The 23,469-nt window shown below is 40.0% G+C and carries 17 protein-coding genes, 12 pseudogenes and 1 other annotated feature; of the genes and pseudogenes, 18 read left to right on the forward strand and 11 right to left on the reverse strand.

Annotated elements, in window-relative coordinates; genetic code table 11:
* Nucleotides 1-477: 477 nt before the first annotated feature.
* The 4 genes and pseudogenes from FTU55_RS10705 to FTU55_RS10720 all read left to right on the forward strand — a co-directional run.
* Nucleotides 478-783, forward strand: a complete 306-nt coding sequence (locus FTU55_RS10705) for a helix-turn-helix domain-containing protein (RefSeq protein WP_000366814.1) — start codon at nucleotides 478-480, stop codon at nucleotides 781-783.
* Nucleotides 783-2,048 carry a type II toxin-antitoxin system HipA family toxin gene (locus tag FTU55_RS10710; RefSeq protein WP_000934717.1) on the forward strand — a complete coding sequence of 422 codons (1,266 nt, stop codon included), beginning with the start codon at nucleotides 783-785 and terminating at the stop codon, nucleotides 2,046-2,048. Before FTU55_RS10705 ends, FTU55_RS10710 begins: the two co-directional genes overlap by 1 nt.
* Before the next feature lie 748 nt (nucleotides 2,049-2,796).
* Nucleotides 2,797-2,991, forward strand: a complete 195-nt coding sequence (locus FTU55_RS10715; RefSeq protein ID WP_179990953.1) for a heavy-metal-associated domain-containing protein — start codon at nucleotides 2,797-2,799, stop codon at nucleotides 2,989-2,991.
* Between the two features lie 224 nt (nucleotides 2,992-3,215).
* A pseudogene (locus FTU55_RS10720) lies at nucleotides 3,216-3,389 on the forward strand (cation transporter); the annotation flags it as partial.
* Between the two features lie 113 nt (nucleotides 3,390-3,502).
* On the opposite strand, the pseudogene FTU55_RS10725 reads toward FTU55_RS10720, so the two are convergent.
* The 4 genes and pseudogenes from FTU55_RS10725 to FTU55_RS10740 all read right to left on the reverse strand — a co-directional run.
* Nucleotides 3,503-3,967: pseudogene (locus FTU55_RS10725) on the reverse strand (reverse transcriptase N-terminal domain-containing protein); the annotation flags it as partial.
* Nucleotides 3,968-4,542: 575 nt separating this feature from the next.
* Nucleotides 4,543-5,202 (reverse strand): annotated as a pseudogene (locus tag FTU55_RS10730) (IS66-like element ISAba25 family transposase); the annotation flags it as partial.
* Nucleotides 5,203-5,225: 23 nt separating this feature from the next.
* A pseudogene (locus tag FTU55_RS10735) lies at nucleotides 5,226-5,935 on the reverse strand (IS3 family transposase); the annotation flags it as partial.
* Nucleotides 5,544-5,660 (reverse strand) — a sequence feature (AL1L pseudoknot). Its footprint overlaps the pseudogene before it by 117 nt.
* A gap of 162 nt (nucleotides 5,936-6,097) precedes the next feature.
* A complete protein-coding gene (locus FTU55_RS10740; RefSeq protein ID WP_127800989.1) occupies nucleotides 6,098-7,270 on the reverse strand; it encodes a replication initiation protein in 1,173 nt (390 codons plus the stop codon).
* Nucleotides 7,271-8,126: 856 nt separating this feature from the next.
* Between FTU55_RS10740 and FTU55_RS10745 the strand changes: the two genes are divergently transcribed.
* The 12 genes and pseudogenes from FTU55_RS10745 (at nucleotide 8,127) to FTU55_RS10800 (ending at nucleotide 16,895) form a co-directional block, all read left to right on the forward strand.
* The gene (locus tag FTU55_RS10745) at nucleotides 8,127-8,906 is read left to right on the forward strand and encodes a ParA family protein (protein ID WP_179990956.1); all 780 of its coding nucleotides are present in this window, start codon (nucleotides 8,127-8,129) and stop codon (nucleotides 8,904-8,906) included.
* Between the two features lie 7 nt (nucleotides 8,907-8,913).
* Nucleotides 8,914-9,825 (forward strand): ParB/RepB/Spo0J family partition protein, encoded by a 912-nt coding sequence (locus FTU55_RS10750; protein WP_119879449.1) that lies wholly within the window; start codon nucleotides 8,914-8,916, stop codon nucleotides 9,823-9,825.
* 430 nt (nucleotides 9,826-10,255) lie between these two features.
* Entirely contained in the window at nucleotides 10,256-10,639 is a 384-nt protein-coding gene (locus FTU55_RS10755) for a transposase (RefSeq protein WP_179990955.1), read from the forward strand.
* The gene (gene tnpB / locus FTU55_RS10760; protein ID WP_179990954.1) at nucleotides 10,636-10,971 is read left to right on the forward strand and encodes an IS66 family insertion sequence element accessory protein TnpB; all 336 of its coding nucleotides are present in this window, start codon (nucleotides 10,636-10,638) and stop codon (nucleotides 10,969-10,971) included. Before FTU55_RS10755 ends, tnpB begins: the two co-directional genes overlap by 4 nt.
* Nucleotides 10,972-11,045: 74 nt before the next feature.
* Nucleotides 11,046-11,738: pseudogene (locus tag FTU55_RS10765) on the forward strand (IS66-like element ISAba25 family transposase); the annotation flags it as partial.
* Between the two features lie 22 nt (nucleotides 11,739-11,760).
* Nucleotides 11,761-12,261, forward strand: a pseudogene (locus FTU55_RS10770) (IS3-like element ISAba29 family transposase); the annotation flags it as partial.
* Between the two features lie 121 nt (nucleotides 12,262-12,382).
* On the forward strand, nucleotides 12,383-13,441 hold the full coding sequence (locus FTU55_RS10775) for a 2,3-butanediol dehydrogenase (protein WP_004281883.1): 1,059 nt from the start codon (nucleotides 12,383-12,385) through the stop codon (nucleotides 13,439-13,441).
* A gap of 262 nt (nucleotides 13,442-13,703) precedes the next feature.
* Nucleotides 13,704-14,102: pseudogene (locus FTU55_RS10780) on the forward strand (aldehyde dehydrogenase family protein); the annotation flags it as partial.
* Nucleotides 14,102-14,488, forward strand: a complete 387-nt coding sequence (locus tag FTU55_RS10785; RefSeq protein ID WP_177155611.1) for a carboxymuconolactone decarboxylase family protein — start codon at nucleotides 14,102-14,104, stop codon at nucleotides 14,486-14,488. The pseudogene FTU55_RS10780 and the gene FTU55_RS10785, both read left to right, overlap by 1 nt.
* Nucleotides 14,489-14,789: 301 nt before the next feature.
* Nucleotides 14,790-15,108, forward strand: a pseudogene (locus FTU55_RS10790) (helix-turn-helix domain-containing protein); the annotation flags it as partial.
* Between the two features lie 214 nt (nucleotides 15,109-15,322).
* Nucleotides 15,323-16,627, forward strand: coding sequence for a type II toxin-antitoxin system HipA family toxin (locus tag FTU55_RS10795; RefSeq protein WP_180004308.1), 1,305 nt, complete (start codon nucleotides 15,323-15,325; stop codon nucleotides 16,625-16,627).
* Entirely contained in the window at nucleotides 16,620-16,895 is a 276-nt protein-coding gene (locus FTU55_RS10800; RefSeq protein ID WP_016658816.1) for a helix-turn-helix domain-containing protein, read from the forward strand. Before FTU55_RS10795 ends, FTU55_RS10800 begins: the two co-directional genes overlap by 8 nt.
* 370 nt (nucleotides 16,896-17,265) lie before the next feature.
* Here the strand turns inward: FTU55_RS10800 and FTU55_RS10805 are convergent.
* Nucleotides 17,266-17,484: pseudogene (locus tag FTU55_RS10805) on the reverse strand (IS66 family transposase); the annotation flags it as partial.
* Here FTU55_RS10805 and istA point away from each other — a divergent pair.
* A pseudogene (istA, locus tag FTU55_RS10810) lies at nucleotides 17,482-18,327 on the forward strand (IS21-like element ISAba8 family transposase); the annotation flags it as partial. The pseudogenes FTU55_RS10805 and istA sit on opposite strands and share 3 nt — an antisense overlap.
* On the forward strand, nucleotides 18,327-19,100 hold the full coding sequence (gene istB / locus FTU55_RS10815; RefSeq protein ID WP_001053379.1) for an IS21-like element ISAba8 family helper ATPase IstB: 774 nt from the start codon (nucleotides 18,327-18,329) through the stop codon (nucleotides 19,098-19,100). The pseudogene istA and the gene istB, both read left to right, overlap by 1 nt.
* A gap of 22 nt (nucleotides 19,101-19,122) precedes the next feature.
* Here the strand turns inward: istB and FTU55_RS10820 are convergent.
* The 6 genes and pseudogenes from FTU55_RS10820 to FTU55_RS15320 all read right to left on the reverse strand — a co-directional run.
* Nucleotides 19,123-19,356 (reverse strand): annotated as a pseudogene (locus FTU55_RS10820) (integrase core domain-containing protein); the annotation flags it as partial.
* Nucleotides 19,357-19,648: 292 nt separating this feature from the next.
* On the reverse strand, nucleotides 19,649-19,942 hold the full coding sequence (locus FTU55_RS10825) for a type II toxin-antitoxin system RelE/ParE family toxin (RefSeq protein WP_086266486.1): 294 nt from the start codon (nucleotides 19,940-19,942) through the stop codon (nucleotides 19,649-19,651).
* Nucleotides 19,932-20,177, reverse strand: a complete 246-nt coding sequence (locus tag FTU55_RS10830) for a type II toxin-antitoxin system RelB/DinJ family antitoxin (protein ID WP_179991036.1) — start codon at nucleotides 20,175-20,177, stop codon at nucleotides 19,932-19,934. The genes FTU55_RS10825 and FTU55_RS10830 overlap by 11 nt, the downstream gene beginning before the upstream one ends.
* 114 nt (nucleotides 20,178-20,291) lie before the next feature.
* Nucleotides 20,292-21,625: pseudogene (locus FTU55_RS10835) on the reverse strand (ISNCY family transposase).
* A 356-nt stretch (nucleotides 21,626-21,981) separates the two neighbouring features.
* On the reverse strand, nucleotides 21,982-22,482 hold the full coding sequence (locus FTU55_RS10840; RefSeq protein ID WP_074163995.1) for an META domain-containing protein: 501 nt from the start codon (nucleotides 22,480-22,482) through the stop codon (nucleotides 21,982-21,984).
* 2 nt (nucleotides 22,483-22,484) lie between these two features.
* On the reverse strand, nucleotides 22,485-23,469 hold a 985-nt coding region (locus FTU55_RS15320), incomplete at its 5' end, for a S1 family peptidase (protein ID WP_349665759.1).

Here is a 23,469-nt window from a genome sequence, read left to right on the forward strand (position 1 = left end):
ATTTTTTTATATTTAGTGTTATTACCTCTAAATCCATGTTTACCACCTTCTATTACATAAGTAATTTAGAAGTATCCACGATATAAATTGCTTGCCCTCACACCTCTCCCCTCTCACGCCCAAAAAATTTATACTGAAAGGCAGATTAAGCCCGTTCGAGTTACATATAGCCGCATGCTATATTGAAAGCATTAAGAAAATATCCTCAATATTTATAGGATTTTTAAAGTATGAACTAATTTTCGAAGAACCCTTTCTAAGTAATGTGACCTATTAGGAAAAATGAAAATACTGAAATCTCCGTATCAACAATCAGTCAAAGTACATCCTGATGATTTTCTGTAACCGATACCCAAGGACTATACCTACCCTTCTGATGTGCTGTGCAACAAAGCCCTCCTTAGCCACACTATAGCTATAGATTAATTCCATTATTTTGTGATTTAATTAAATTATTCATTCTTAAGACCCAATTTAATGGATTTATATTTCACTAAACCAGAAGAAGTTGTGACTCTTTTAGGTGAGCGTTTACGTAAGCAACGACTCTTTCTGGAGATGTCTCAAGCTGAGGTAGCAGCACGCGCTGGTGTCGGCGTGAATACAGTTTCGAATCTTGAAGCGGGACGAAATGTATCTGTTGAAAATTTAGTCCGTATTGCAATGGTCTTGGGTCGATTAAACGAACTTCAGGAACTATTTAAACCTCAGCTTAACAGTGTGAATGACATTCTTCGCTATGAGAGTCAAAGTAAGCGCCACCGTATTAAGAGGAAGGGATAATGCTCAATAGACTTAATGTTTATTACAACGGTTGGGGCGAATCATGGTTATGGGGAACGCTGATTAGTTCAACAGCCACGACAGGTAGACCCACCATTGCTTTTGAATATAGTCCAGAAGCAATACAGCAAGGTGTTGAGCTCTCTTCTTACTTGCTGCCTTTAAAAGGTCTACCATTCAGACAAGGTTTTCCTACTCATCAAATGGGACTCCCAGGTCCAGTCTATGACGCTTTACCAGATGGTTGGGGCATGATGTTGATGGATCGATATTTCAAAAAAATTGGCTTAAATTCAGCACGAATTGGACCTTTGGAGCGTCTGACCTATATTAGTAGTCACGCAATGGGTGCCCTCTCCTTTGAACCTTGTGTTGCTGACATGCAAACCTCAGAAAATATCCCTTTACAACAACTGGCCCAGGAAGTTCAAGAAGTACTCAAAGGTGAAGGTGGTGAATTTCTACAGCATTTATTGGTCATGGGTGGCTCCCCTCAAGGTGCCAGACCAAAAGCGTTGGTTTACCGAGATCCTGTCAATTTAGAGTTTTCGACTCAAGATTCTGATCAACATGAAGCCTGGCTGATTAAGTTTCCTGCTCAGCAAGAGCATCCTGAAGTCTGCGCCATTGAAGCCGTCTATGCAGAATGTTTGCGACTTTGTGCAATTGAGACTCCAGATACCCATTTCTTTAATTTGCCCAATGGTTTAACGGCTTTTGCTTCTAAACGATTCGATCGTCAAAATGGTATGCGGATTCCAATGCAGAGTTTGGCTGCATATACAGGAGCAGACTATAAAGTTCCAGGTAGCCTAGACTATCGCAATTTTCTCCGGGCAACCTTGATGTGTACGCAAGATGTACGAGAAAGATTGCATGCTTTTAAACGTGCTGTGTTTAATGTGCTTTTCAATAATCGGGATGACCATACTAAGAACTTTTCATTTCTCATGGAGAAAAATGGTCAATGGAAATTGGCTCCAGCCTATGATGTGACCTTCTGCGAGGGTCCAGGTGGTTATCATCAAATGGACATTATGGGAGAAGCGCTCAATATTTCCCGAAATGACATACATAAACTCGGTACTTCAGAAGCTAATCTGACTACTCTAGAAGTCGATGAGATCATCTTGACCATGCGTGAAATTGCACTTCAATTTAGTCAAATTGCGCAGCGCCTGTATCCCCATCAAATTCGAGAATCTACCCTACAGATGATTCAATCACGGATTCAACAGAATATTGATTTTTTAACTGAAACCTAAGCGTAAATATAAACTAAGCGCCAACCATCAACTGCAAATAGACTTTGATATAGTTAGTCGCTACATAATCTGTAGAACCTGTGAATTAGCTCTCTTTATAATCACGAATATTAGATGGATCACCGCCAAGATATATTCTGCAAACGTGAAATCACTACATCCAGATCGAAAATCACTAAGAAAAAACTGTCACCAAAAAAAGGTCTGCACTATGGATAGATGCAGACCAAACTCTGGATAACTACCAGCACGAGAAATATGTCGCAATTTTGCATAGACATGAATTTGATAAAATCAGCCCAGAAAGCCAGAAATTCATAAAAACTATTTCATCAATCCCCTATAACTTAATCACGTTCATGGTCGATCTTAAATCTTGTGAAAAGTACTCATGCTGACCTAGCCAAACTGTAAAACTCATGTATTCATAGCCTTTAAATGAATCTTTCAATCGGTATATTTAAGGTAAAAACTAGTAATCAGAAGTTATTATCACCCCCATATAAAACAAGGATCAACTTAAAAACAATAACTTAGTAAATTATTCTTCCATTTTTTTTATATTTAGTGTTATTTACTGTAGTCATTAGAACACTCTTCTTTGGAATACTCTGAAGAAAACTGTAAGGTTGTAAACAGACCAAGTTACAGCGAGTAACTGATTCAGAAAAAGGCTGGTTGTATGGTGAAAGTTTAGAGTTACTGTTCTAATGTTTTAAACAAATGTTTTGTTAAAAAGGAGCAACATATAAAATTTCACATCGCTAATATGACTTGTGGTGGTTGTGCACGCGGCATTACTACCGCAATTAAAGAGCTCGACTCGAATGCCTCACTCGATATTGATTTACAAAACCGTATTATTGAAATCAACACAACGGTGAGTCAGGATCAAGTCATTGCCACTCTCAGTGAGCGTGGATTTACAGCTGATCCTGCTTAATCTCTGTTAGAGTAACAGTGGGAATTCCTTACCACTTTTACTCTCTTATTTTCCTCATCGTACAGATAAAACCTGTACTTGCTTGAAATAAAAGTAATCCCTGAATTCCACCTAATCTTGGTTCGAGCTGATCTTCGCATATAGAACTCAGCATATCTAAATGATAGAGATCGTATATGAGTACCGAAATGACTGATACGCCACACTACAGTTAAACATTAGAGATTGAGGGGATGACATGTGCTTCTTGTGTAGGCCGTGTGGAAAAAGCTTTAAAATCTGTTGAGGGTGTTGAATCGGCTCATGTAAATCTGGCTACCGAAAAAGCAGTCATTTATGCGCATCAACCACTTGATCGCGCTACTTTAATTAAAGCCGTAGAAAAAGCAGGCTACGAAGGGCTTTGTTGCATAAATATGTAAGCATCTGATTTAAATAAATTTAATTTTGGATCAAAAAACAATCAAAACTTTTAAAATCATATAGTTATGAAATCTTTGTGCAACAAAGCCCTGAATCCATAAGAGTTCCGATCAGCAGTGGTCTCCGCGATGGGTTCCAAAGCCAGCAGATGGAGCGCCTGCATGGCCCGGCATTTCATCGTGGGTATCCCGAGAGGTCTCATCTTGCCATTTTTCTTCGGAATAAGGACTCTCCGAAGCGGAAGGGGCGTGTAACCTCGCCTCTTCAACGACATCATCGCACCGGTCTTGGCCTTGGGTGTATTCCAAGTCACCTTGTCGACCCCAGCCGTGTTTTTGCCTTTGTTTTCAGACACTCGTTTTACGGCCAATGCTTTGCCACTAAACGAGTGAGTCAGCAGCCATTGCAAAGCTTTCGCCTTGTTATACCTGCCGTCTTGTACCGCCTTCACAATACGCGCTTGCAGCCCTCTGACATGACGCTGTACAGCAATCCAATCGATGCTGTCCCACGATGTGCTGGAAGGCGCACACGCTGATACTGCTGCGTTCATTTGCTCTCCCTCCATTAAAAGGGTTCTACACACTCTCTTGTGATGAGAGACCATAAGGACGTCAGCCCGCTTTCGCGTGAGGTAATGTTTCAACCTCTATCCAACCCATTACAGACTGGCATTCGCTTTTTCCTCGTTCCTTCGCCCGCATCACCATGGGCAGTTTTTGCAAACTGCTTTCCCAATGGGGGTAATACGGGATTTCCACGTTCCGCTTACTGAAGTACATCGGCTTAGGTGCCTGCTATCGACCGGGAGGCGTATGGGTCACGAATGCGTAGTAGAAAGACGCGATTCCCACCTCCATTACCGTTTTGGTTCGAGCGTATTAGCCATTTCCGCTCGTTCAATTTAACGATCGTTGCGCAGATTCACATGTGTTCACCATACCGATTATCTAGCCCTTGTCCGGCTATGGCTGCCAGAAGAGTACGCCTCTCACGATTGATACCCCGCACCTTGCGGTGCCTCGTTACATTGTCGAAGGCGCTCTTTATTCAGCCTTCTAGATTCACCCGGTGACACGGGTGGTTCCCGCAGGGGGAACAACTTCATTAAGCGACTTCGTGTCGCACCTCTACCCAATTATTGCAAATCGGTAGATTGCCATCATCCAAATAGCGGCTTAAAGCTGGCCAACGCTTCAGAGTGTAATTGATGGCCTTGGCGGTGGGAGAACTCGATGGCACCGTCAGATGATGTTGGTTGAGCCATTCATATAGTTGTTGCATCACTGGTTGACTATGCTGTTGTCGGTATTCGCGGCGGTCTTCCGCTGTACCATCGGTCTTTTTCCTGAGCTCTGCTTCTATCGCATACAGTTTCTGAATCAGCACTAATGCCTGTTCAGCGACCTGACTTTTCCCAGTTACATGCAGTTCATGGAATTTACGACGTGCATGGGCCATGCAGCCCACCTCAATGACCTGGCCTGATTTAAAGCGTGCTTTATAACCACTGTAATCATCACAGACTAGATAACCCTGCCAGCCTTTCAAGAACTCTGCAGCATGCTGGCCTGAACGACTATCCTGAAAGTCATAGATCACCGCCTGAACTGGATTGTACTGTGTAGTGGCATAGGCCCAGACATAACCTTTCTTCGGTTTTTTATCATTCTCACCCATCCGCATGATGGTGACTGGTGTTTCATCTGCATGCAGCACCTGCTGTTGCAGCACTACCTCTTTTAAGGCATTGGCCAGAGGTTCCAGTTCTACACCGCAGCGACCTATCTGAGAAGCATTGCTTCGCAAGGGTCAGGATGATCTGCATTAAAATTGCGTTTTACTAAGTCATCTGCTCGTTTTTGATCATCTCGGCTACGGGTGGTTTGTTTATTCTTACCACGCCAAACACCTTGTATACCTAGCTTCTGCATCAATCGAGCAACTGTACAACGTGCGATAACATAACCTTCACGTTTCAATTGTTGCCAGACCTTACGCACACCATATCGACCTAAACTTTCTTTCCAAATACGTTTGATTTGCTCTGCATGATATAAATCATGCAGAGCACGTTTCGCTCGATGTTCTGGGTTATCAACGAGATCTAAAGCCCGATAATAGGTCGAAGCTGCAATCGGTAAAATTCTACAAATCGCTTCAACACCATATCGATCTTTATTGTTCTGGATAAAATCCACCATTATTTGTGTGGGCGGTCGAGCTCCGCCTGGGCGAAAAAAGCGGCTGCTTTACGTAGAATTTCATTGGCACGTTTTAATTCTTTAATTTCACGTTCCATTTGCTTCATTTTTTCTTGGTCAGATATCTGTTGTACTTTGGCAGGATTTAGTTGATCCATATGCTTTAAATAACAAACACGCAATGTTTCAGGAGTACAACCAATCTTAGGTGCAATAGCTGTGATTGCAGCCCAAGTAGAAGGATAATCTTTTTCAGATTCAATCAATAATTGAACCGCTCTTTCTCTGATTTCAGGGGTATATTTTGGTTTTGTCATTGGAACATTCTCTCAAGAAAGTTGGTCTCCGACAAACCCGGTACGGTTCAGTCTCAATTTTCACACTTTATGCAACAGAGTCGTTTTTATCCTAAGGTCCTTACCACTTGTATTCTTTACGAACATATATCTAAAAAGTGTAGCAAGTTGCTACACTTTTCGCTAGATCAACTCTTTACCAAAAATATCATTCAGTCTTTCACGAATACTATGGACGAATTCCGGATTACTTTTAAGTTTATGCTTCATATTTCGTTTAAAGTCATTCAACCCCATACCAATTTCAGCAAAATCCATTTGGAATAAAGTGTCATTAATGACAATATTTGCTTGAGAGTCAGTGAGGCATCCTACTTTTTTAAACCACTTCTTGAACTGCTGATAATTTTCATCATTATTAAAAATATACCAAGAACGTACATTCATATCGAATTTAGCCCCTAATTCTTTTACGGATGCATTGTCTTCAAATGGAACATCAAGATAGATTTTTTCAATCACTGCAAATTCATCCAGTGCCTTATCAGCAATCCGATGATGCAGTTTAAAATTCACACCTACAATTGGACGGCCTTTCTTAACGGTTTCATACTCTAACTGTAGATCTGTATTTTCGTTAATTTCTGCCACTATTTTGTCTAATACATAGCGTCTAAAATCTACCCAGCGATCATATTTGGTTTCATTAATATCAATCAGTGCTTTCAAGTTTTCTAAAAGTAATGGCACTTCATAACTCTTTTGATTGGCGTACTTAAATTCGTTTTTAATGAAATAAGTATAAAGACTCATACTGGCAACAGAATCTAGGGCAAAAAGATGTTTTAGCTGATAGGTAGTAAAATTACCCCCAGCCAGTTGAGTGAAATACGGCAACACCTCACTGGTAAAACGAATCTGAATCGCATTTTTAGAATCATCTTCCCATCTTAACTCACGGATAATGGGAACGACAGAATGTACTTTTTTAGTCTTTCTCTTACCATTATCAGCTGGCTCCTCAATAATAAAATGAGCTACCCGGGATGAAAGCTCTTTATAAATCCGATCTATTGCAACATTAATTGAATTACGTTTATTTAATCCTAGTAAATCTGCCAAATCATCCTTATACAAATAAATATAAGTTTGTTCGGTAATTTCACCATCTACCCTATTTTTCTCACTATAATTCGCAACCGCCATTGCATATAAAAGTGCCTTATATTCATTGGCTGATAATTCGATTGGGCGAATTAAACGGTTACTGGTACTGACAACGCCATTATGGCGAATGTTGCCTATACAGTAAGGAATATAATTCGATTCTTCTTGCAATGGTTCAGATTCTGTCATAACCGTGATATTTATAATTTAACTTAGTTTTTATATACAAAAGTGGAAAAACTTTCAAGACTTTCACCACAATATTCTAAAAGTGGAAAGTTTGTCATCAAAAAGAAGCATTTTAGCCGATTTCCTGCACTTAAAGTGGAATTAATTATAATCTTTCCACCCCATGATGACAGACCTTCCACCTTTAGTCTCGAAATTACAGTTCAGAAGGTCTATTTTTACTTTTTTCATTCAGGTCTAGTTAGGTTAAGTCAGATAAAAACCCTGATGTGACAAGGCTTCCACCTTTTTGTTAGATTTAAAAGGTATAACTGCACATATAATCATCAGGAAATATCCAATAAAAACAGATTATCCACAGGTTAAGAAGATACAGTGACAATCTTTCCACCTTTAAAGCTTAGTTATGAGACTTTATTAACAGCTTAAATATTTGTTTTTTAAATTATTTTTAAATAAAAATAGCAGTTATAAAAATAGTAGTGACAAACCTTCCACCCTAGTGACAGACCTTCCACTTTATAGTGACAAACCTTCCACTTTATAGTGACAGACCTTCCACTTTACGGTGACAGACCTTCCACTTTATAGTGACAAACCTTCCACTTTATAGTGACAAACCTTCCACTTTTAAAGTTACAAGCACTTGTTTTATATAATAAAAATATGATCCTAATTATTAATTAGCTAAATAACTAATTATTCTAATTTTTAATTAAGCTAGCTTAGTTAAAAATTTATTTTTTAAGTTGTTTTACAGCTGAATAAATAGGATTTATAAATTTAAAAACTATAGTAAGATGAATGAAAGTTATTTATATTACTAAACATTGAAATAAGGAAGCATCTGACACGCATGTCTGCAAAAATTATTACTGTTGCTAACCATAAAGGCGGATGTGGCAAAACAACGACTGTTGTACACCTAGCCTCAGAACTTGCCAATCTTGGCTACAAAGTTTTAGTCATTGATTTAGATCCTCAAGCAAACGCAAGTTTACACATTGGGATCCAACATCCAAGCGAAATTGCTGTCACTACAGCAGAATTACTAGTGGGCGATATTTCGTTGTTGGCAGATGCATTACAAGAAGAAACGAACTTTGAAAAAGTATCATTAATTTATGGTTCCTTAAATTTAGGAAAAACTGAAGATCAACTAAAAGAAGAAGCTCCCCGTCCTTCTGAAGAGTTAAATATCAAGTTAAAACTATTAAAAGATCTTTATGATTTTATATTGATCGACTGTCCACCTAGCCTTAAATTATTAACAAGCAATGCCTTGGCATCTTCAACACATGTCATTATCCCTATCGAATCAGGATCACAATATGGATTGTATGGGGTAACAGATCTTTTAAATCATCTTGAAAAAATCAAACGTATTAATCCAGATTTAGAGCTTTTAGGCGCTTTACTAATTAAGCATGATGAACGTCAGAATGTCTGTAAGCTGATTCGGGATGAAGCCTTGAAACAGGTAGGTAAAATTTTAGAAACCACAATTCCTCAAAGTACTAAAGTCAATCAAGCAGCGATTCTGCAACAACCACTTTTGAAAGTAGAAAAAAATTCAAAAGTACGTAAGGCTTTTGAAAGCCTTGCCAATGAAATTGTAGTGAAAATTAAAACCTGAGAGCATTATGGCAAGCACCAAAGAGCTTTTAGCTCAGAAACTGAAACAGAATACAGAAAAACATCAGCAAGCACAGAAAGACAATATTAAAGAGCCGAAAGAGTTTAGACGTAATGTCCCTATTGAGGATATCAGCCGAAGTCCAAACCAGCCGCGTAAAATATTTGAAGAGTCACAGTTAAAAGAACTGGCGGATTCTATTAATGAAATCGGCCTTTTGCAGCCCATTACAGTGCGTAAACTGGATAATCTGAAATATGAACTGATTGCAGGCGAGCGACGCTTACGGGCACATCAATTACTCGGAAAGTCTGTGATTGAAGCCATTATAATTGATGCAAATAATGTAGAAGCATCTTTGTTAACCCTGGCAGAGAATTTAAAGCGTCAGGATCTGACAGATTATGAGATTTTTATTGGCCTGAACTCACTTGATGAGAAATTAAAGAAAAACAAGCAACGTTTAGCCAATTCACTGGGTTTAAATCGCGAAGATATGTACAAGTATTTAGCATACGAAAAACTGCCGCAAGCAATTTTAAATGACCTTGATGTGGAACCAGGCTTGCTAGGCCGTACTGCTGCAACTGCATTCAAAAAATTTCTATCGGATCATCTTGAACAACTCTCTGAAGCCGAAGTGGCCTTACTCGGAGCTTGGGAAAAATTAAAAGACAAAAAACTCGAGCAAAGCAAAGTTACTACTTATGCTGAAAAACTATTGAGTCAGAATCCAGAAAAACTGACCACAACATCCGTGGTCAGAAAAATTGAATATGCCGGTAAGATTGCGGGGAATATCAAACTGAATCAAAAACAGCTTAAGGTTTCTCTGAATATCTCGGAAATTGACGAAGCCAGTCTCTTACAATTAGAAGATTTCTTAAAACAGCTGATTCAAAAAAGCGAAAAAGTGTAGCAAGTTGCTACACTTTCTTAGCACCCTGAAACTAATTACATCCTCATGCATTATTGAAATTTATTTTCTTAAGTATGCTTCTTTACATTTGGTCTTTGAGAGTACTGTTACTTCGGACTGAGATTAAATTCTGCCTTTCTTCTTGTGGAGTAGTTTTATATTTATCCGGAAATATTATATATGTCCATATAAGCACTCCCAGTTTTCAGGTTTTGTATCAAAATAATCAATTCTTATCAGATTTTTCGATAGGGAAGTATATGTGCTGGTGGAACATAAATAATTTGGTGGTGTTTCAAAAGGTATGCTGCCGTTAAAAAAATACGTTATTAAGGTAAAAGAAAGTAAGCATCCAGCTAACACAGCCTTACCAAGCGATCCTATAAGCCTTAATTTAGTTCCCACCTAAAAACAAGTGGGGACTTAATCTATGAACATGGATATATATTCAGCAACACCTCCTGTTGCTAAAAAACGCAGAACATACAGCAAAGAATTCAAATTCAGTATTGTCAATGCCTGCAAAAATCCTAATACCTCGATCGCTTCGGTCGCACTGCAACATAGTATTAATGCCAACCTTGTCAGTCGTTGGATCAGGATCTTCAGCCATCATGATGGTGCCGTGCAGGATCCTACTCATGTGAATCCAGCATTTATTGCTTTGCCTTACACTGCTGCAATCAGCCAACCTATTGATGAGAGGATCACGTTGTGTATCACCGTGCCTCATACGAATAATGATATTCAGCTAAAATGGCAGACATCAGAAATACCTGCCTTGGCAGAATTACTCAAGGCACTGGCAACATGATCCGTATCAATGAAATTTGGCTCTCTACCCAGCCCATGGACATGCGTGCAGGTATGGATACGACCATGGCTCAGGTGGTGAGAGCCTTTGGCTACATCAAACCGCATTGCGCCTACCTGTTCTGTAATAAACGTGGTCATCGTATGAAAGTGCTGGTACATGATGGACTGGGCATCTGGCTGTGTGCCAGGCGGCTGGAACAGGGAAAATTCCACTGGGCTCAAGTTCACCAAGGTGAAACCGTGGTCCTCAACCCGGAACAGTTACAGGCATTAATCCAGGGTTTGCCCTGGCAGCGCATTGGACGACAGCAAGTGGTAACAATGCTCTAAACCAAGCTCGGCTATTCTGCTATTCTCCAAACGTTCTATTTCATTCTCTTCATGACCTCAGGCATACTGCGGTCATGAATACGCTGCCTGACTTAAGCCAACTGACCCATGAACAACTGCTGGAATTTACCCGGCAGTTGGCGATGCAGCATCAGTCTCTAGCACAATCAAACCAGCAATTAGATTCTAAAGTTCAACATCTTTCTATTCTCAATCAAAAATACGAGCATGAACTGGCGCTGTTTAAAAAGCACAAATTCGCCCAAAAGAATGAACACTTAACGGCAAAACAAATCCATCTGTGGGATGAAGCGGTTGAAGAAGATATTGCCGCGGTTGATCTAGAACTGGAACGGCTAAATGCAGATAAAACTAATGCAGCGACACAGAAAGCCAAAACCAATAAACCTAAACGTCGACCACTGCCAGATCATCTACACACCATCCGTATTGAGCATGAACCTGCATCAACCCAATGTGCTTGTGGCTGCCAACTCCGTCGTATCGGCGAAGATGTCAGTGAAAAACTGCATTTCAGACCGGCACAGTTCTATAAGGAACAGCATGTGCGTGGTAAATGGGTCTGTGATCAGTGTGACACCCTGACTTAGCAAGCGATGCCCGCCTATGTGATTGATAAAGGCATTGCTTCACCTGAACTGCTCAGCCATGTGCTGGTATCGAAATATGCCGATCATTTGCCGCTGTACCGTCAACGTCTGATCTATCAGCGGGCGGGAATCGAACTTTCTAGATCAACTTTATCTCTTGCGAAGCAGTGCTTCTCAGGTCGCTGACTTCACGTATATTCAAACTCATTCAGGCTGGGTCTATACCGCCTTTATTATTGATGTGTTCTCGCGAGCAATTGTTGGATGGAAAGTATCAACACGTATGAATACAGATATGGTGCTCGATGCACTGGAGCAAGCATTGCATGATCGAGGCATGCCAAAGAACGTGATTCATCATAGTGACAGAGGCGTGCAATATCTTTCCATTCGTTATACCAATCGTTTAGAAGCAGCAAATTTACGAGCATCAGTCGGTACGACCGGTGATTCATACGATAATGCTTTGGCTGAAACGGTGAATGGCTTATACAAAACAGAGGTGATTGAATATTTAAAAGCGGATTGGCAAGGTTTAGCAGATGTACAACTTGCGACACTAAACTGGGTAGATTGGTTCAATAAAGAGCGTGTACACAGTGCACTGGGTTATGTATCACCTTTTGAGTTTGAAGCAATGTACTATGATAAGATTAACCCGTTAGGTCAGGTGGCCTAACTTAAATAAAAAAGTCTCCGACAAACCCGGTACGGTTCAGTTCACAAACTACATTACAGGTCAGTCTATTTTGACAGATGGTGGAATGGTTTACCGTTAACATCAATATAAGGAATACAAAATGAAAGCAGCTCGTTTTTATGACCGAGGGGATATTCGAATTGAAGATATCCCTGAACCGAAAGTACTTCCAGGCACAGTTGGAATTCAAGTTGCGTGGTGTGGTATTTGCGGTACGGATTTACATGAATTCATGGAAGGTCCTATTTTTATTCCACCTTGTGGTCACCCACACCCAATTTCGGGAGAATCTGCACCTGTAACAATGGGACATGAATTTTCAGGCGTGGTTTATGCAGTTGGAGAGGGTGTAGATGATATCCAAATTGGGCAACATGTCGTAGTTGAACCCTACATTATTGCTGACGATGTGCCGACTGGCCCCAATGATAAGTATCATTTATCAAAAAATATGAACTTTATTGGTTTAGGCGGACGCGGTGGTGGTCTTTCTGAAAAAATTGCAGTTCAGCGGCGTTGGGTACATCCTATTTCAAATGATATTCCTTTAGACCAAGCAGCATTGATAGAACCTTTATCTGTCGGTCATCATGCCTATGTCAGAAGTGGCGCAAAAGCTGGCGATATCGCACTGGTTGGTGGAGCAGGCCCAATAGGCTTACTTTTATCTGCTATTTTAAAGGCTAAAGGTCTCACGGTTATCATTACTGAACTGAGTGCAAAACGTAAAGAAAAAGCGATAGAAGCGGGTGTTGCCGATTATGTACTAGACCCATCTAAGGTTGATGTAGTTGCTGAGGTAATGAAAATTACAGAAGACCGCGGTGTAGATGTCGCTTTTGAATGTAGTAGTGTCAATAAAGTCATGGATACACTCGTTGCAGCAATGAAACCAACTGGTGTAGTCGTTATCGTTTCTATTTGGAGCCATCCTGCCACAATTAATGTGCATAGTGTGGTCATGAAAGAGCTCGATATTCGTGGAACGATTGCTTATGTCAATGACCATCAGGAAACCATCCGTTTAGTCGAGCAAGGTAAGATTAATCTAGAACCTTTTATTACCCAACGTATTGCATTAGATGATCTTGTTTCTAAAGGCTTTGAAACGCTGATTCATAATAATGAGTCTGCTGTAAAAATTATTGTTCATCCATAGTAAAGCCTAATTTGAATAAGCTAGAAATAAACTCTATGTAGCTATTTCTAATATCTTTATCGATAGAGAATGAGTCTGTACGTACAGATTCATTCTCAAATTTACAGTGTTGAGTGCCAGTATGATTTTGATCATAGAGCCTAGTAAAGATATAAGGCTTTGTTGCATAAATATGTAAGCATCTGATTTAAATAGATTTAATTTTAGATCGAAAAATAATCAAAACTTTTAAAATCATATAGTTATGAAATCTTTGTGCAACAAAGCCGTTGCAGGTGGAAAACAACACAGCGCTGGTGAGTTATTTTACGAACCGACCATTATTGCCGATGTAACTGCAGAGATGGATGTTGCAACTCAAGAAACTTTTGGACCATTAGCTGCAATTTTTAAGTTCGAAACTGAGCAACAAGCAATTGAGATGGCCAATGCCACAGAATTTGGTTTAGCTGCTTACTGCTACACACAAGATTTAGGTCGTGCGTGGCGCATGAGTGAACAACTCGAGTACGGTATGGTTGGAATTAATAAAGGCTTGATTTCAAATGAGGTTGCACCGTTTGGTGGAATTAAACAGTCAGGTTTAGGGCGCGAAGGCTCAAAATATGGCATTGAAGATTATCTCGAAATCAAATACACCTTATTTGGAGGATTAGGCTAATGAGTAATGAAAAATTTGAAAAAGGTTTAGCGATTCGTAAACAGGTGCTTGGCGAAGCTTATGTCAATAATTCGATCAACAATGCTGATGATTTTAACTTACCTTTACAGGAACTGGTCACGGAGTATTGTTGGGGGGCGGTCTGGGGACGTGAAGAACTGAGCAAACCTGAACGTAGTCTAATTAATCTGGCTATGATATCAGCCTTAAACCGTCCGCATGAATTGAAGCTACATGTTAAAGGAGCTTTACGTAATGGCGTGCCTAAAGACAAAATTCGAGAAGTACTCTTGCAAGTAGCAATTTACTGTGGCGTGCCAGCTGCTGTAGATAGTTTCCGTATTGCAAAAGAAGCAATTTTAGAATATGAACAGGAAAATATTTAAAAATTTTACCAATCAAAGGTTAAAATTATAACCGCATTATTAAATGCGGTTATTCTATTTGCGATTGAAACCTATGAATACTTTCAGCATAAGAAATATTGACAATTAAAGTGAGTAAATCATTACCATATATCAAAATTAATGAAAATTTTGCCACTTGATATCAATTTAACATAATCACTATTATACGAAGTACAACAACAACATTTGTAACTCCAAAATAGAAATGTCCGGTTTCTCCAAAGTAAAGAATACTCGCTTTTGCGATTATCGAAGCGTACGGTTTGATATGTTGGTGTTTATGTCGGATAAAGAACTTAAACGATTGTCGGTCTTGCAAGAAATCTGTGATCAACGCATCACCCAATCTCAGGCTGCTCAGCTACTTCACATTTCAGAACGCCAGATCAGACGCTTACTGAAAAAATATAAAGCTCAAGGTCCATCTGCATCAGCTCCTACTGCACATGGTCAAACCTGTAATTCCAAGCTCCTTTTAGACTCAAGTGGCTGAATCTAGTGCATGAAAAGCTGACCAGCATTCATGGATTCAATATTTTAACGAAAACACCGCATTCTTGGATGATTGCAGCTGACTTATTAACGGCTCATATCATGATTAATTTGAAGGACATGCTGATAAATGTAGTCTGCTAATGTTTATTGACGATGTTGCCTCAAACTATAGCAGCCGGTGAGATCAACTCACATGACTTGTTATTCCCATGTAGAAATATACTGGCTAACAAGCAAATAGAAAGATAATTAATATTATTTTATTAAAATAGGTATATAATAAGAATATTTAATATATTTTACTATTTTAATAAAGTTATGAGTAAATATTGTACCATTCAAATTTATCAGGATGACCAGTGGCTTGACTGTGCAATTGTTGAGTTGATGGGTGAAAATGAGCATGGTTGGCAAACACCAACTCGTACTTCATATTTATTTGAATATGCAATTTCTTATATGGACTTACATGATGGCCATGCACTCGCCTATCATTTTCCTGTGAATGTACAAAATAAAATTAATGAAACTTGGCCTGCTTTCTTAATGGATTTACTTCCACAGGGCTATGGTCGTAAAGAATTATTAAGACAACTAAATTACAGTGAAAATGCACAAGAACAAGCAGATTGGGCACTTTTAAAAGCTGGAGCTGGCAACCCGATTGGACATTTACGTATTAAAGAAGCTCATGAGTGGCTGCAAAGGAGCTTTCCGACTGATCAAAATATAGGCTTTAGCCTAAGTGAGATTATAGAACGAAAAGAGCACTTCATTGAATCGCTCGCCTCTTATGGCTTATTCATTGCCGGCTCTTCAGGTGTTCAAGGTGAATGGCCAAAGCTACTCCTCTCCCAAGGACATGATGACCTATTTTATTTAGATCACACACTTGCAGATCATCAGGTAAAAAAACATTGGTTAGTGAAGTTCAGTCGTGGTAGTGACGAAAGCCTGAATAAAATTTTAACTAATGAAGCACACTATATGAAAATTGCTCATTATTTGGGTTTACGCGTACATGAGGAATTACAATTACATGGTAAAACCCTGTTTATTCCAAGATTTGATCGCTACGTACAGGATGGAAAAGTCCAGCGTATTGCACAGGAAAGTCTTGCATCTCTAAGTGGAAAAGCTGGTTTTGGTATTAGGATGACTCATAATCAAATCTGTGAATTACTCACACAGTGTTGTAGTCATCCGAAAGAGGAGATCTTCGAATATCTTAAACGTGATTTGGCCAATGTTGCCTTAGGCAATAAAGATAATCATAGCCGCAATACAGCGATACAACGCTTGAATAATGGCATTATACAACTGACTCCACTCTACGATTTTGCACCGATGTGGTTACATCCTGATGGTATCGCACGAACGACTCGTTGGGAAAAAGATGATCATGGTGGTATGCCAATTTGGCGTTCAGTGATTGAACAAGTCACAGCGAAAACTGGTATTGAACATCATGAAATTCAGGCAGAGTTAGTCAAGCAATTACCCCTCTATCGAGGATTGATGGCCGAAATGAACAAATTGCAGATCTCTCAGGAGATTTTGCAAAATAGTCAGTACCGGATTGAAAATATATGCCAGCAGATTCAGGAGTTAGCACGTGGATAAGCGCTATAAACCTATGACGGCAATTGAGCAGTTAAGAAAGCGCCAAGAAATATTGGAGACGATTAATCAAAATCCTGACTGGCCATTTTACAAGGTTGCTCGTTATATCCGAACTGAGCTTCATTTGACTTTAAATGAAATGGCTAAAATCACAAAAATAGCACCCCAAACTTTGCAAAAAATGGAACAGCCCAATAGTAATCCGACTTTGGAATCTATGATGAAACTCCTAAGCACCTTTGGTTTAAAGATTGTTATTAGATATTGAGTTAAAAGTTATTAATTCAAAGGTAAGCATCCGGCTAACACAGCCTTACCAAGCGATCCTATAAGCCTTAATTTAGTTCCCACCTAAAAACAAGTGGGGACTTAATCCATGAACATGGATATATATTCAGCAACACCTCCTGTTGCTAAAAAACGGTAAGCGTCCGCTGAACACACCTTCTGAATTCATCCTATAAGCCTTAATTTAGTCCCCACTTAGAAACAAGTGGGGACTTAAATTTATGACTACAAATAATCAGACATCCATCGCATCTCTTGCGAAAAAACGAAGAACATACAGTGCTGAATTTAAACAGCAGATCGTTCAGGCTTGTAAAGCGTAAGCGTCCGCTGAACCCCATGCCTATTTTTTAATTTGAGTTGGATTTCCAGCGATGTGGCAGTAATTCTTCTATTTGGGTCGCTTTATGCGTCGGCAGCCTTTTCAGCACATCACTTAAATAGGCATACGGATCCAAGCCATTCAGCTTTGCTGACTGGATTAAAGTCATGATGTTTGCCGCTCGCTGACCACTGCGCAGCGAACCTGCAAACAGCCAGTTCTTGCGCCCTAAGGCCCAAGGTCGCATAAACCCTATTTACTCCAACGTGTAAACGCAGCTCATCCTGAATGGATTCCTGCTGTTGTACTCTACCAGGAAATTTTAGGGTTGGGATATCCAGGAAAGATCAGGATCTTGAGGGAATATCTTGCAACATTAAAACCAGTTGCCAAACCGGAACCGATCATTCGTTTTGAAACCCAACCTGGCCAACAAATGCAGGTGGATTTCACCACAATTCGACGCAACAACACGACTTTAAAAGCCTTTGTCGCAACATTAGGGTATTCCAGAGCGACTTTCGTGAAATTTTATGATCATGAACGTACCGATGCATGGATCGATGGTCTGGAAAATGCATTTCAGTTCTTTGCAGGAGTACCTCAAGAAATCCTGTTTGATAACGCTAAAACGATCATGATTGAACGGGATGCCTATCAGGAGGGGCAGCATAAATGGAACCCCAAACTGCTCGATTGCGCCAAGAAATACAGCTTTCGTCCTCGCGTATGTAAGCCCTACCGTGCACAGACCAAAGGCAAAGTTGAACGCTTTAATGGATACCTCAAATCAAGCTTTATTGTGCCATTGAAAGCAAGCCTGAAGACTTCGGGTTTACTGTTAGATGTTGATGTCGCCAATGCCCACATTGGCCGGTGGCTGCATGAAACCGCCAATCAGCGGATTCATGCCACCACGCAGGAAAAACCGGCTGTTCGACTGCAACAGGAGCAGCAAAAATTTACGCCATTACCGCAATCAGATACAGGTTCCAGCACTGTACCTGTTGCAGCAGCAGAGCATGTCATGCCCTACGAGAGTTTGCAGCATCCCTTATCGGTATATGACCAGTTGCTGGGAGTTTCCTGATGAATCTGCAATACGACCGTATAGAGCAGCTTTGCCAAAAGCTCAATCTGCCTGCCATCGCATCACAATGGTCACATCATGCACAACAAACATTAGGTCAGGATGGAAGTTATGCCGACTTTGTTGAAGCGATCTTGACGCATGAATATGCTGCCAGGCAACAGCGCAGCCAGCAGGTACTGATGAAACTCTCAGGCCTGCCTCAAGTCAAAACCCTGGAAGACTATGATTTTAATTATGCCCTAGGGGCCCCTAAATCACAGGTGATTGAACTGTTCAATCTGAGCTTTATTGCTAGAGCAGAAAATGTGGTGTTTCTCGGGGCTAGCGGAGTAGGAAAAACGCACTTATCTATGGCATTAGGCTATAAGGCCATCATGAACAACATTAAGATCAAGTTCATTACCGCCGCCGATCTCATGCTGCAACTGAGTACAGCCTATCAGCAAGGTAAACTGAAAACCTATATGCAACGTGCGGTACTGGGACCCAAGTTACTGATTATCGATGAAATTGGTTATTTACCATTTGGACGTGAAGAAGCGAATCTGTTCTTTAACGTGATTGCCAAGCGTTATGAAAAAGGCAGTACGATATTGACGAGTAACTTACCCTTTAGCCAATGGTCTAAGTCATTTGCGGATGATGTCACGTTGACCGCTGCGATGTTAGATCGGCTATTACATCACTGTCATGTGGTACAAATATCGGGTGAGAGTTATCGTTTGAAGGATAAAAAAAGAATTGGGATTCAACCCCAGGTTGAAACTTAATACGAGACCAAAGGGGTCAATTTTACTTCGCCATTTGTAAGGTAAAAGGGGTCAATTTTAGAATGCCGTTGACAACATAACCTAGTGCACTATGTACACGCTCTTTATTGAACCAATCTACCCAATTTAGTGTCGCAAGTTGTACATCTGCTAAACCTTGCCAATCTGCTTTTAGATATTCAATCACCTCTGTTTTGTATAAGCCATTCACTGTTTCAGCCAAAGCATTATCGTATGAATCACCAGTCGTACCGACTGGAATTTTAAAAATTACCCAAGATAATCCTCCCTTAAAATGGGCATATATACCACTGCAGGATTTCACAATAAATTCTGATATTGATTGGAGTAAATCTATTGCTGAGATTGACCAACAACTTTATCAAAAATATAATTTGACACAGGATGAGATTGACTTCATTGAAAATAGAGCTAAAGCAATGGACTAGTCCAATTGTATAAAACTTAAGTACCCATTGAGGTAGCTTTTTTATTTAACATAAAATCTCTTATACGAAGTCAAAAATGGGAGCTTATAGCTCCCATTTTTAATCTTTAATGCGTTTCTTCGCTTCGTCATAAACTATGCTGTCAGCTCGTTTCCCAACGGTGATGAGCAAGATGACTACTTGATCATCTTTGACTTGATAAACTAATCTGACTCCAGCCTTTAATAATTTAATTTTATAGCAGCCTGCAAGATCACCTCTGAGGATATTCTTGGGAATATGTGGCTGCTCTATGACCTTAGCGAGTTTCTTCTTAAATTGATCTCTGATAGTACTGGGAAGTTTTTCCCATTCAGCTGTGAAGTCCTTATGACGTAAAAGCTTATAAGTCATCTAAAGTAATTTCCTCGAACATTTCTTTAGGGTCATTAATTCGCTTACGTACAGTCGCTAATAATTCAGCATCTTCTTCTGAGAGCAATGCTTTTTGAACAGGTAGTTTTCCTGTAGTTGCAATATACTCAAGTATGTTGGTGAAGAATTCAGTTGGTGCAATACCTTGTTCTTTAAGGATGGAATAGGATTTTTCTTTAAGGGCTTCATCGACCCTGAAGTTAACAGTAGCCATCATATCTCCCAGTTATTTAATGTACTAGGAGTACTGTAATGCAAATTGCATTACAAGTCGTGTTATTCACCAATTAAAATGTCTATGCGATAAACCATTTAAAATGTCCTGTTTTTAACTACAAGAGTCAAGCACAGGATTTAAATTTCTTTGTTCAATAACAACTTTCTGAGCTTTACGACTCGGCATACTTTTCTTGAGACGGGAACGTTTATTCTGTTTCTCCAATTCCTCATGTTGCTGCTGGATATGGGCCAGGACCGAACCTAATCTTTTATTCTCAACCACTTCATTCTGCTGTAGTCCAGCCAGTTTATTGAAGACGCTATAGTTGATCTTCCGTCCTTCATGCATAATTGCCACAGTACCATCCGGGTACTCCAGAAATGAAATGTATTGCCCAACAAGCTTATGATTCAGCTCTGTCGGTTCAAGCATATAAATACACTTGTCATAGGTCAGGGTCAGATTCTTGGTGACCTTACGCGGTTCCTGCCAGGTAAAAATATCATCCAGTTCAAGATCAGATTCGGTTAATGGCCGATGCAGGTTCTTTGAGTTTCGCGCACATTTGGCGAACTTCTGATTGAACTGCTCAATAAAGCAGGGTAACCATATATTGGCCTCTGCAATCGAACCGATGCCTTCCAGGCGCATCTCTTTGATCAGACGGTCCTGAAGGGTTCTGTTGGCACGTTCCACACGACCTTTGGCTTGGGGTGAGTTGGCAAAGATAATATCGATGTTCAAATTATTCAGAATCCGCCCAAATTGCGTAATTTGGCTGTCTTGCCTGGATTTCTGATTAACTCTGAATACCGAATGCTTGTCACTATAAAAGGCTAGAGGTTTGCCGTATTGTTCAATGTAGGCTCGGGTTGAAAGCATGTAGTCAAAGGTCGTTTCAGCCTCACAAAAGCGCAGATGCAACAGCTTTCCAGTGGCATCATCGATATAAACCAACAAGCAGCATTTTGCAGCTCGACCTTCAAACCAGTCATGATATGAGCCATCAATTTGGATCAGTTCACCGAAGCAATCCCGGTTATAACGTGGCTGATATGGACGCTTCGGCGCTTGGATCGCGGAATCCACAGGTCATTGGCCGTCATCCAGCGCCGAAGCGTTTCTACCGGTATATTCAGGTCAAACATGCTGCTGAGCTTCTCATGCGCCAAGGTGGGTCCAAAGCCCAGCAAATGTTCAGCAATAATGGAAAGGCACTTTGATTTTAACAAGTCATCATGGCGACGATGGCCAGGTTGACCACGACTGGCATGTGCCATACCTGAGACACCATCTTGATTGAGCTTCTGCAATAACCGGGTAATTTGACGGGTGGAAAGATTTAGGATTTCAGCAGCACGGACCTGGGTAATACGATGATCTCGAACGTCTTGCAGAACTGCAAGCCGTTGAATTTCTTTGTCAGACATAGTGATAAGCATCTATATTTATATCCAGTCCATGGTGATAAAAACCATCATAAACTAGACATTTTTATTGGTGAGAATATAGACACTTTAAATGGGTTCTAACAAGTCGACTTCGTATAACCGCCATTATGTTAAATAGGGAATTCAAAGCTCTTTCTAAGAGTTGGTATAGTGGTAATACTTATTGAGTGCGTAAAAGAATTAGATTAATAAAATACTCAAAAGAAAAATAGTAAAAGGGAACTTACAGAAAATAAGTTACCGGCTCTTAAAATTATATTTAAACAAAGAAGCCCAACTAAATGATTGGGCTTCCTCATATCTAACTTTACCTTATGATTTTCATCAGTGTACTGCAAGAATTTAGACTACTTGTTGACTTGAACACCTTTAAAAATCAATTTCTCTTTTTTTTGTGTTTCTATAAGCAGTTGTGCCTGCCCCTTACGAGATTGAAGATATAATGTGGGAGCATTCACCAGAATATCTATCATCGTACTTTCACGTAAGTTGATATCATCAGGACAGCCCATCATTGTGGCAACAATTGGTTGTTCAGCATATAAATGATTGCCCTTAAAATGAATACCAATCGAATTTATATTACAAAACAAATTCCCAATATACAGCATCTTTTCTGCAAATTTTAGCGTGATAGGTTGGTCAGGTTTTGAAGCCAGAAATAATGAATCTATACGTTCACTATTAGCATTTGTTGCCTCGATTAATTCCCAAGAAAATTGCGCCAAGGTCTGCTCACTAAAGGACATCACTTGTAATTCTTGTATCTTGGACTGATCGGCTGATGAAGGCTTATGACAAGCGCTCAAAAGTCCAACGACGAACATCAGTATAAATATTCTAGTCATCGTTATTGTCCGTATAATAATGAGTAACCCTCTTTATAGAGTTCATCAGTAGACATATAGGTCATATATCCATTAGGTTTGGCGGCACCTCCGCAATACCCCTGACCTTTCATGGAAGAACTCCATGTGCCTTGATAAGTTGCAGTAGATAATAACCCTGCCGCCACACTTCCAATAAAGATTGGACCACCACTATCGCCACCCCAACAATCCAACGTTGGACCTGAAACTTTTACCCATGTTGCATTACACACACCTGCCCCTGATGGTCCACATTTATTGTCAGTACCAAATGCTTTAAATGCGGTCGACTGAACCGTACCACAACTATAACCAGTTTTCATTCCATAATGACAGACATACGTACCAACAGGTGTGTTACCTTGTGTACGTCGACCAGTTAGAGTTTTGACCACATTGTCACTGGCGAAAAATTCTGGGTTCAAGGTATGTGTAGATGATACTAAACTCATGGTTTGGAAATCCTGACTACCATTCCAGAAGTCTCCCACAAAGGTTAGTGCAATATTATCATTGCCAGTTGTCTTGCGGTCATCTACAGTAATTTTGTAATTCTTACAGTGAGCCGCTGTGGTCGCAAATTTTGTACCCGCAGCGTTTTTCACATTAAAACCTGTTGTACAATTATAAAAAGTGGTTGAAGTTGTACTATCCGCCATCAGCATGGTTTCTGCTGCCCTTACTGCGGCACTATGTCTTAATGGAATATTAGTGGTCGTTACTTTAAGTGGGACATTGGTTAATGTTCTAGGTTTTTCACTGCTCAGTAATTTCAAACCCTGTGTTTGGTTGGTTGCAGTATGCTTTGGATCATAAAGCTCTAAATCAATGCTATTTTCGGCACTGTTGCAAATAGTCGGTGGTGATAAACTTATCATCCCCTTTTGCTGATGGAGCTGCACATGAACCCATTCAAAGGCCGGCATTTTCAGCGTGACATCATTCTGTGGGCCGTACGCTGGTACT

It is taken from the genome of Acinetobacter sp. YH12117, from assembly GCF_013418865.1.
Lineage (GTDB): Bacteria > Pseudomonadota > Gammaproteobacteria > Pseudomonadales > Moraxellaceae > Acinetobacter > Acinetobacter indicus.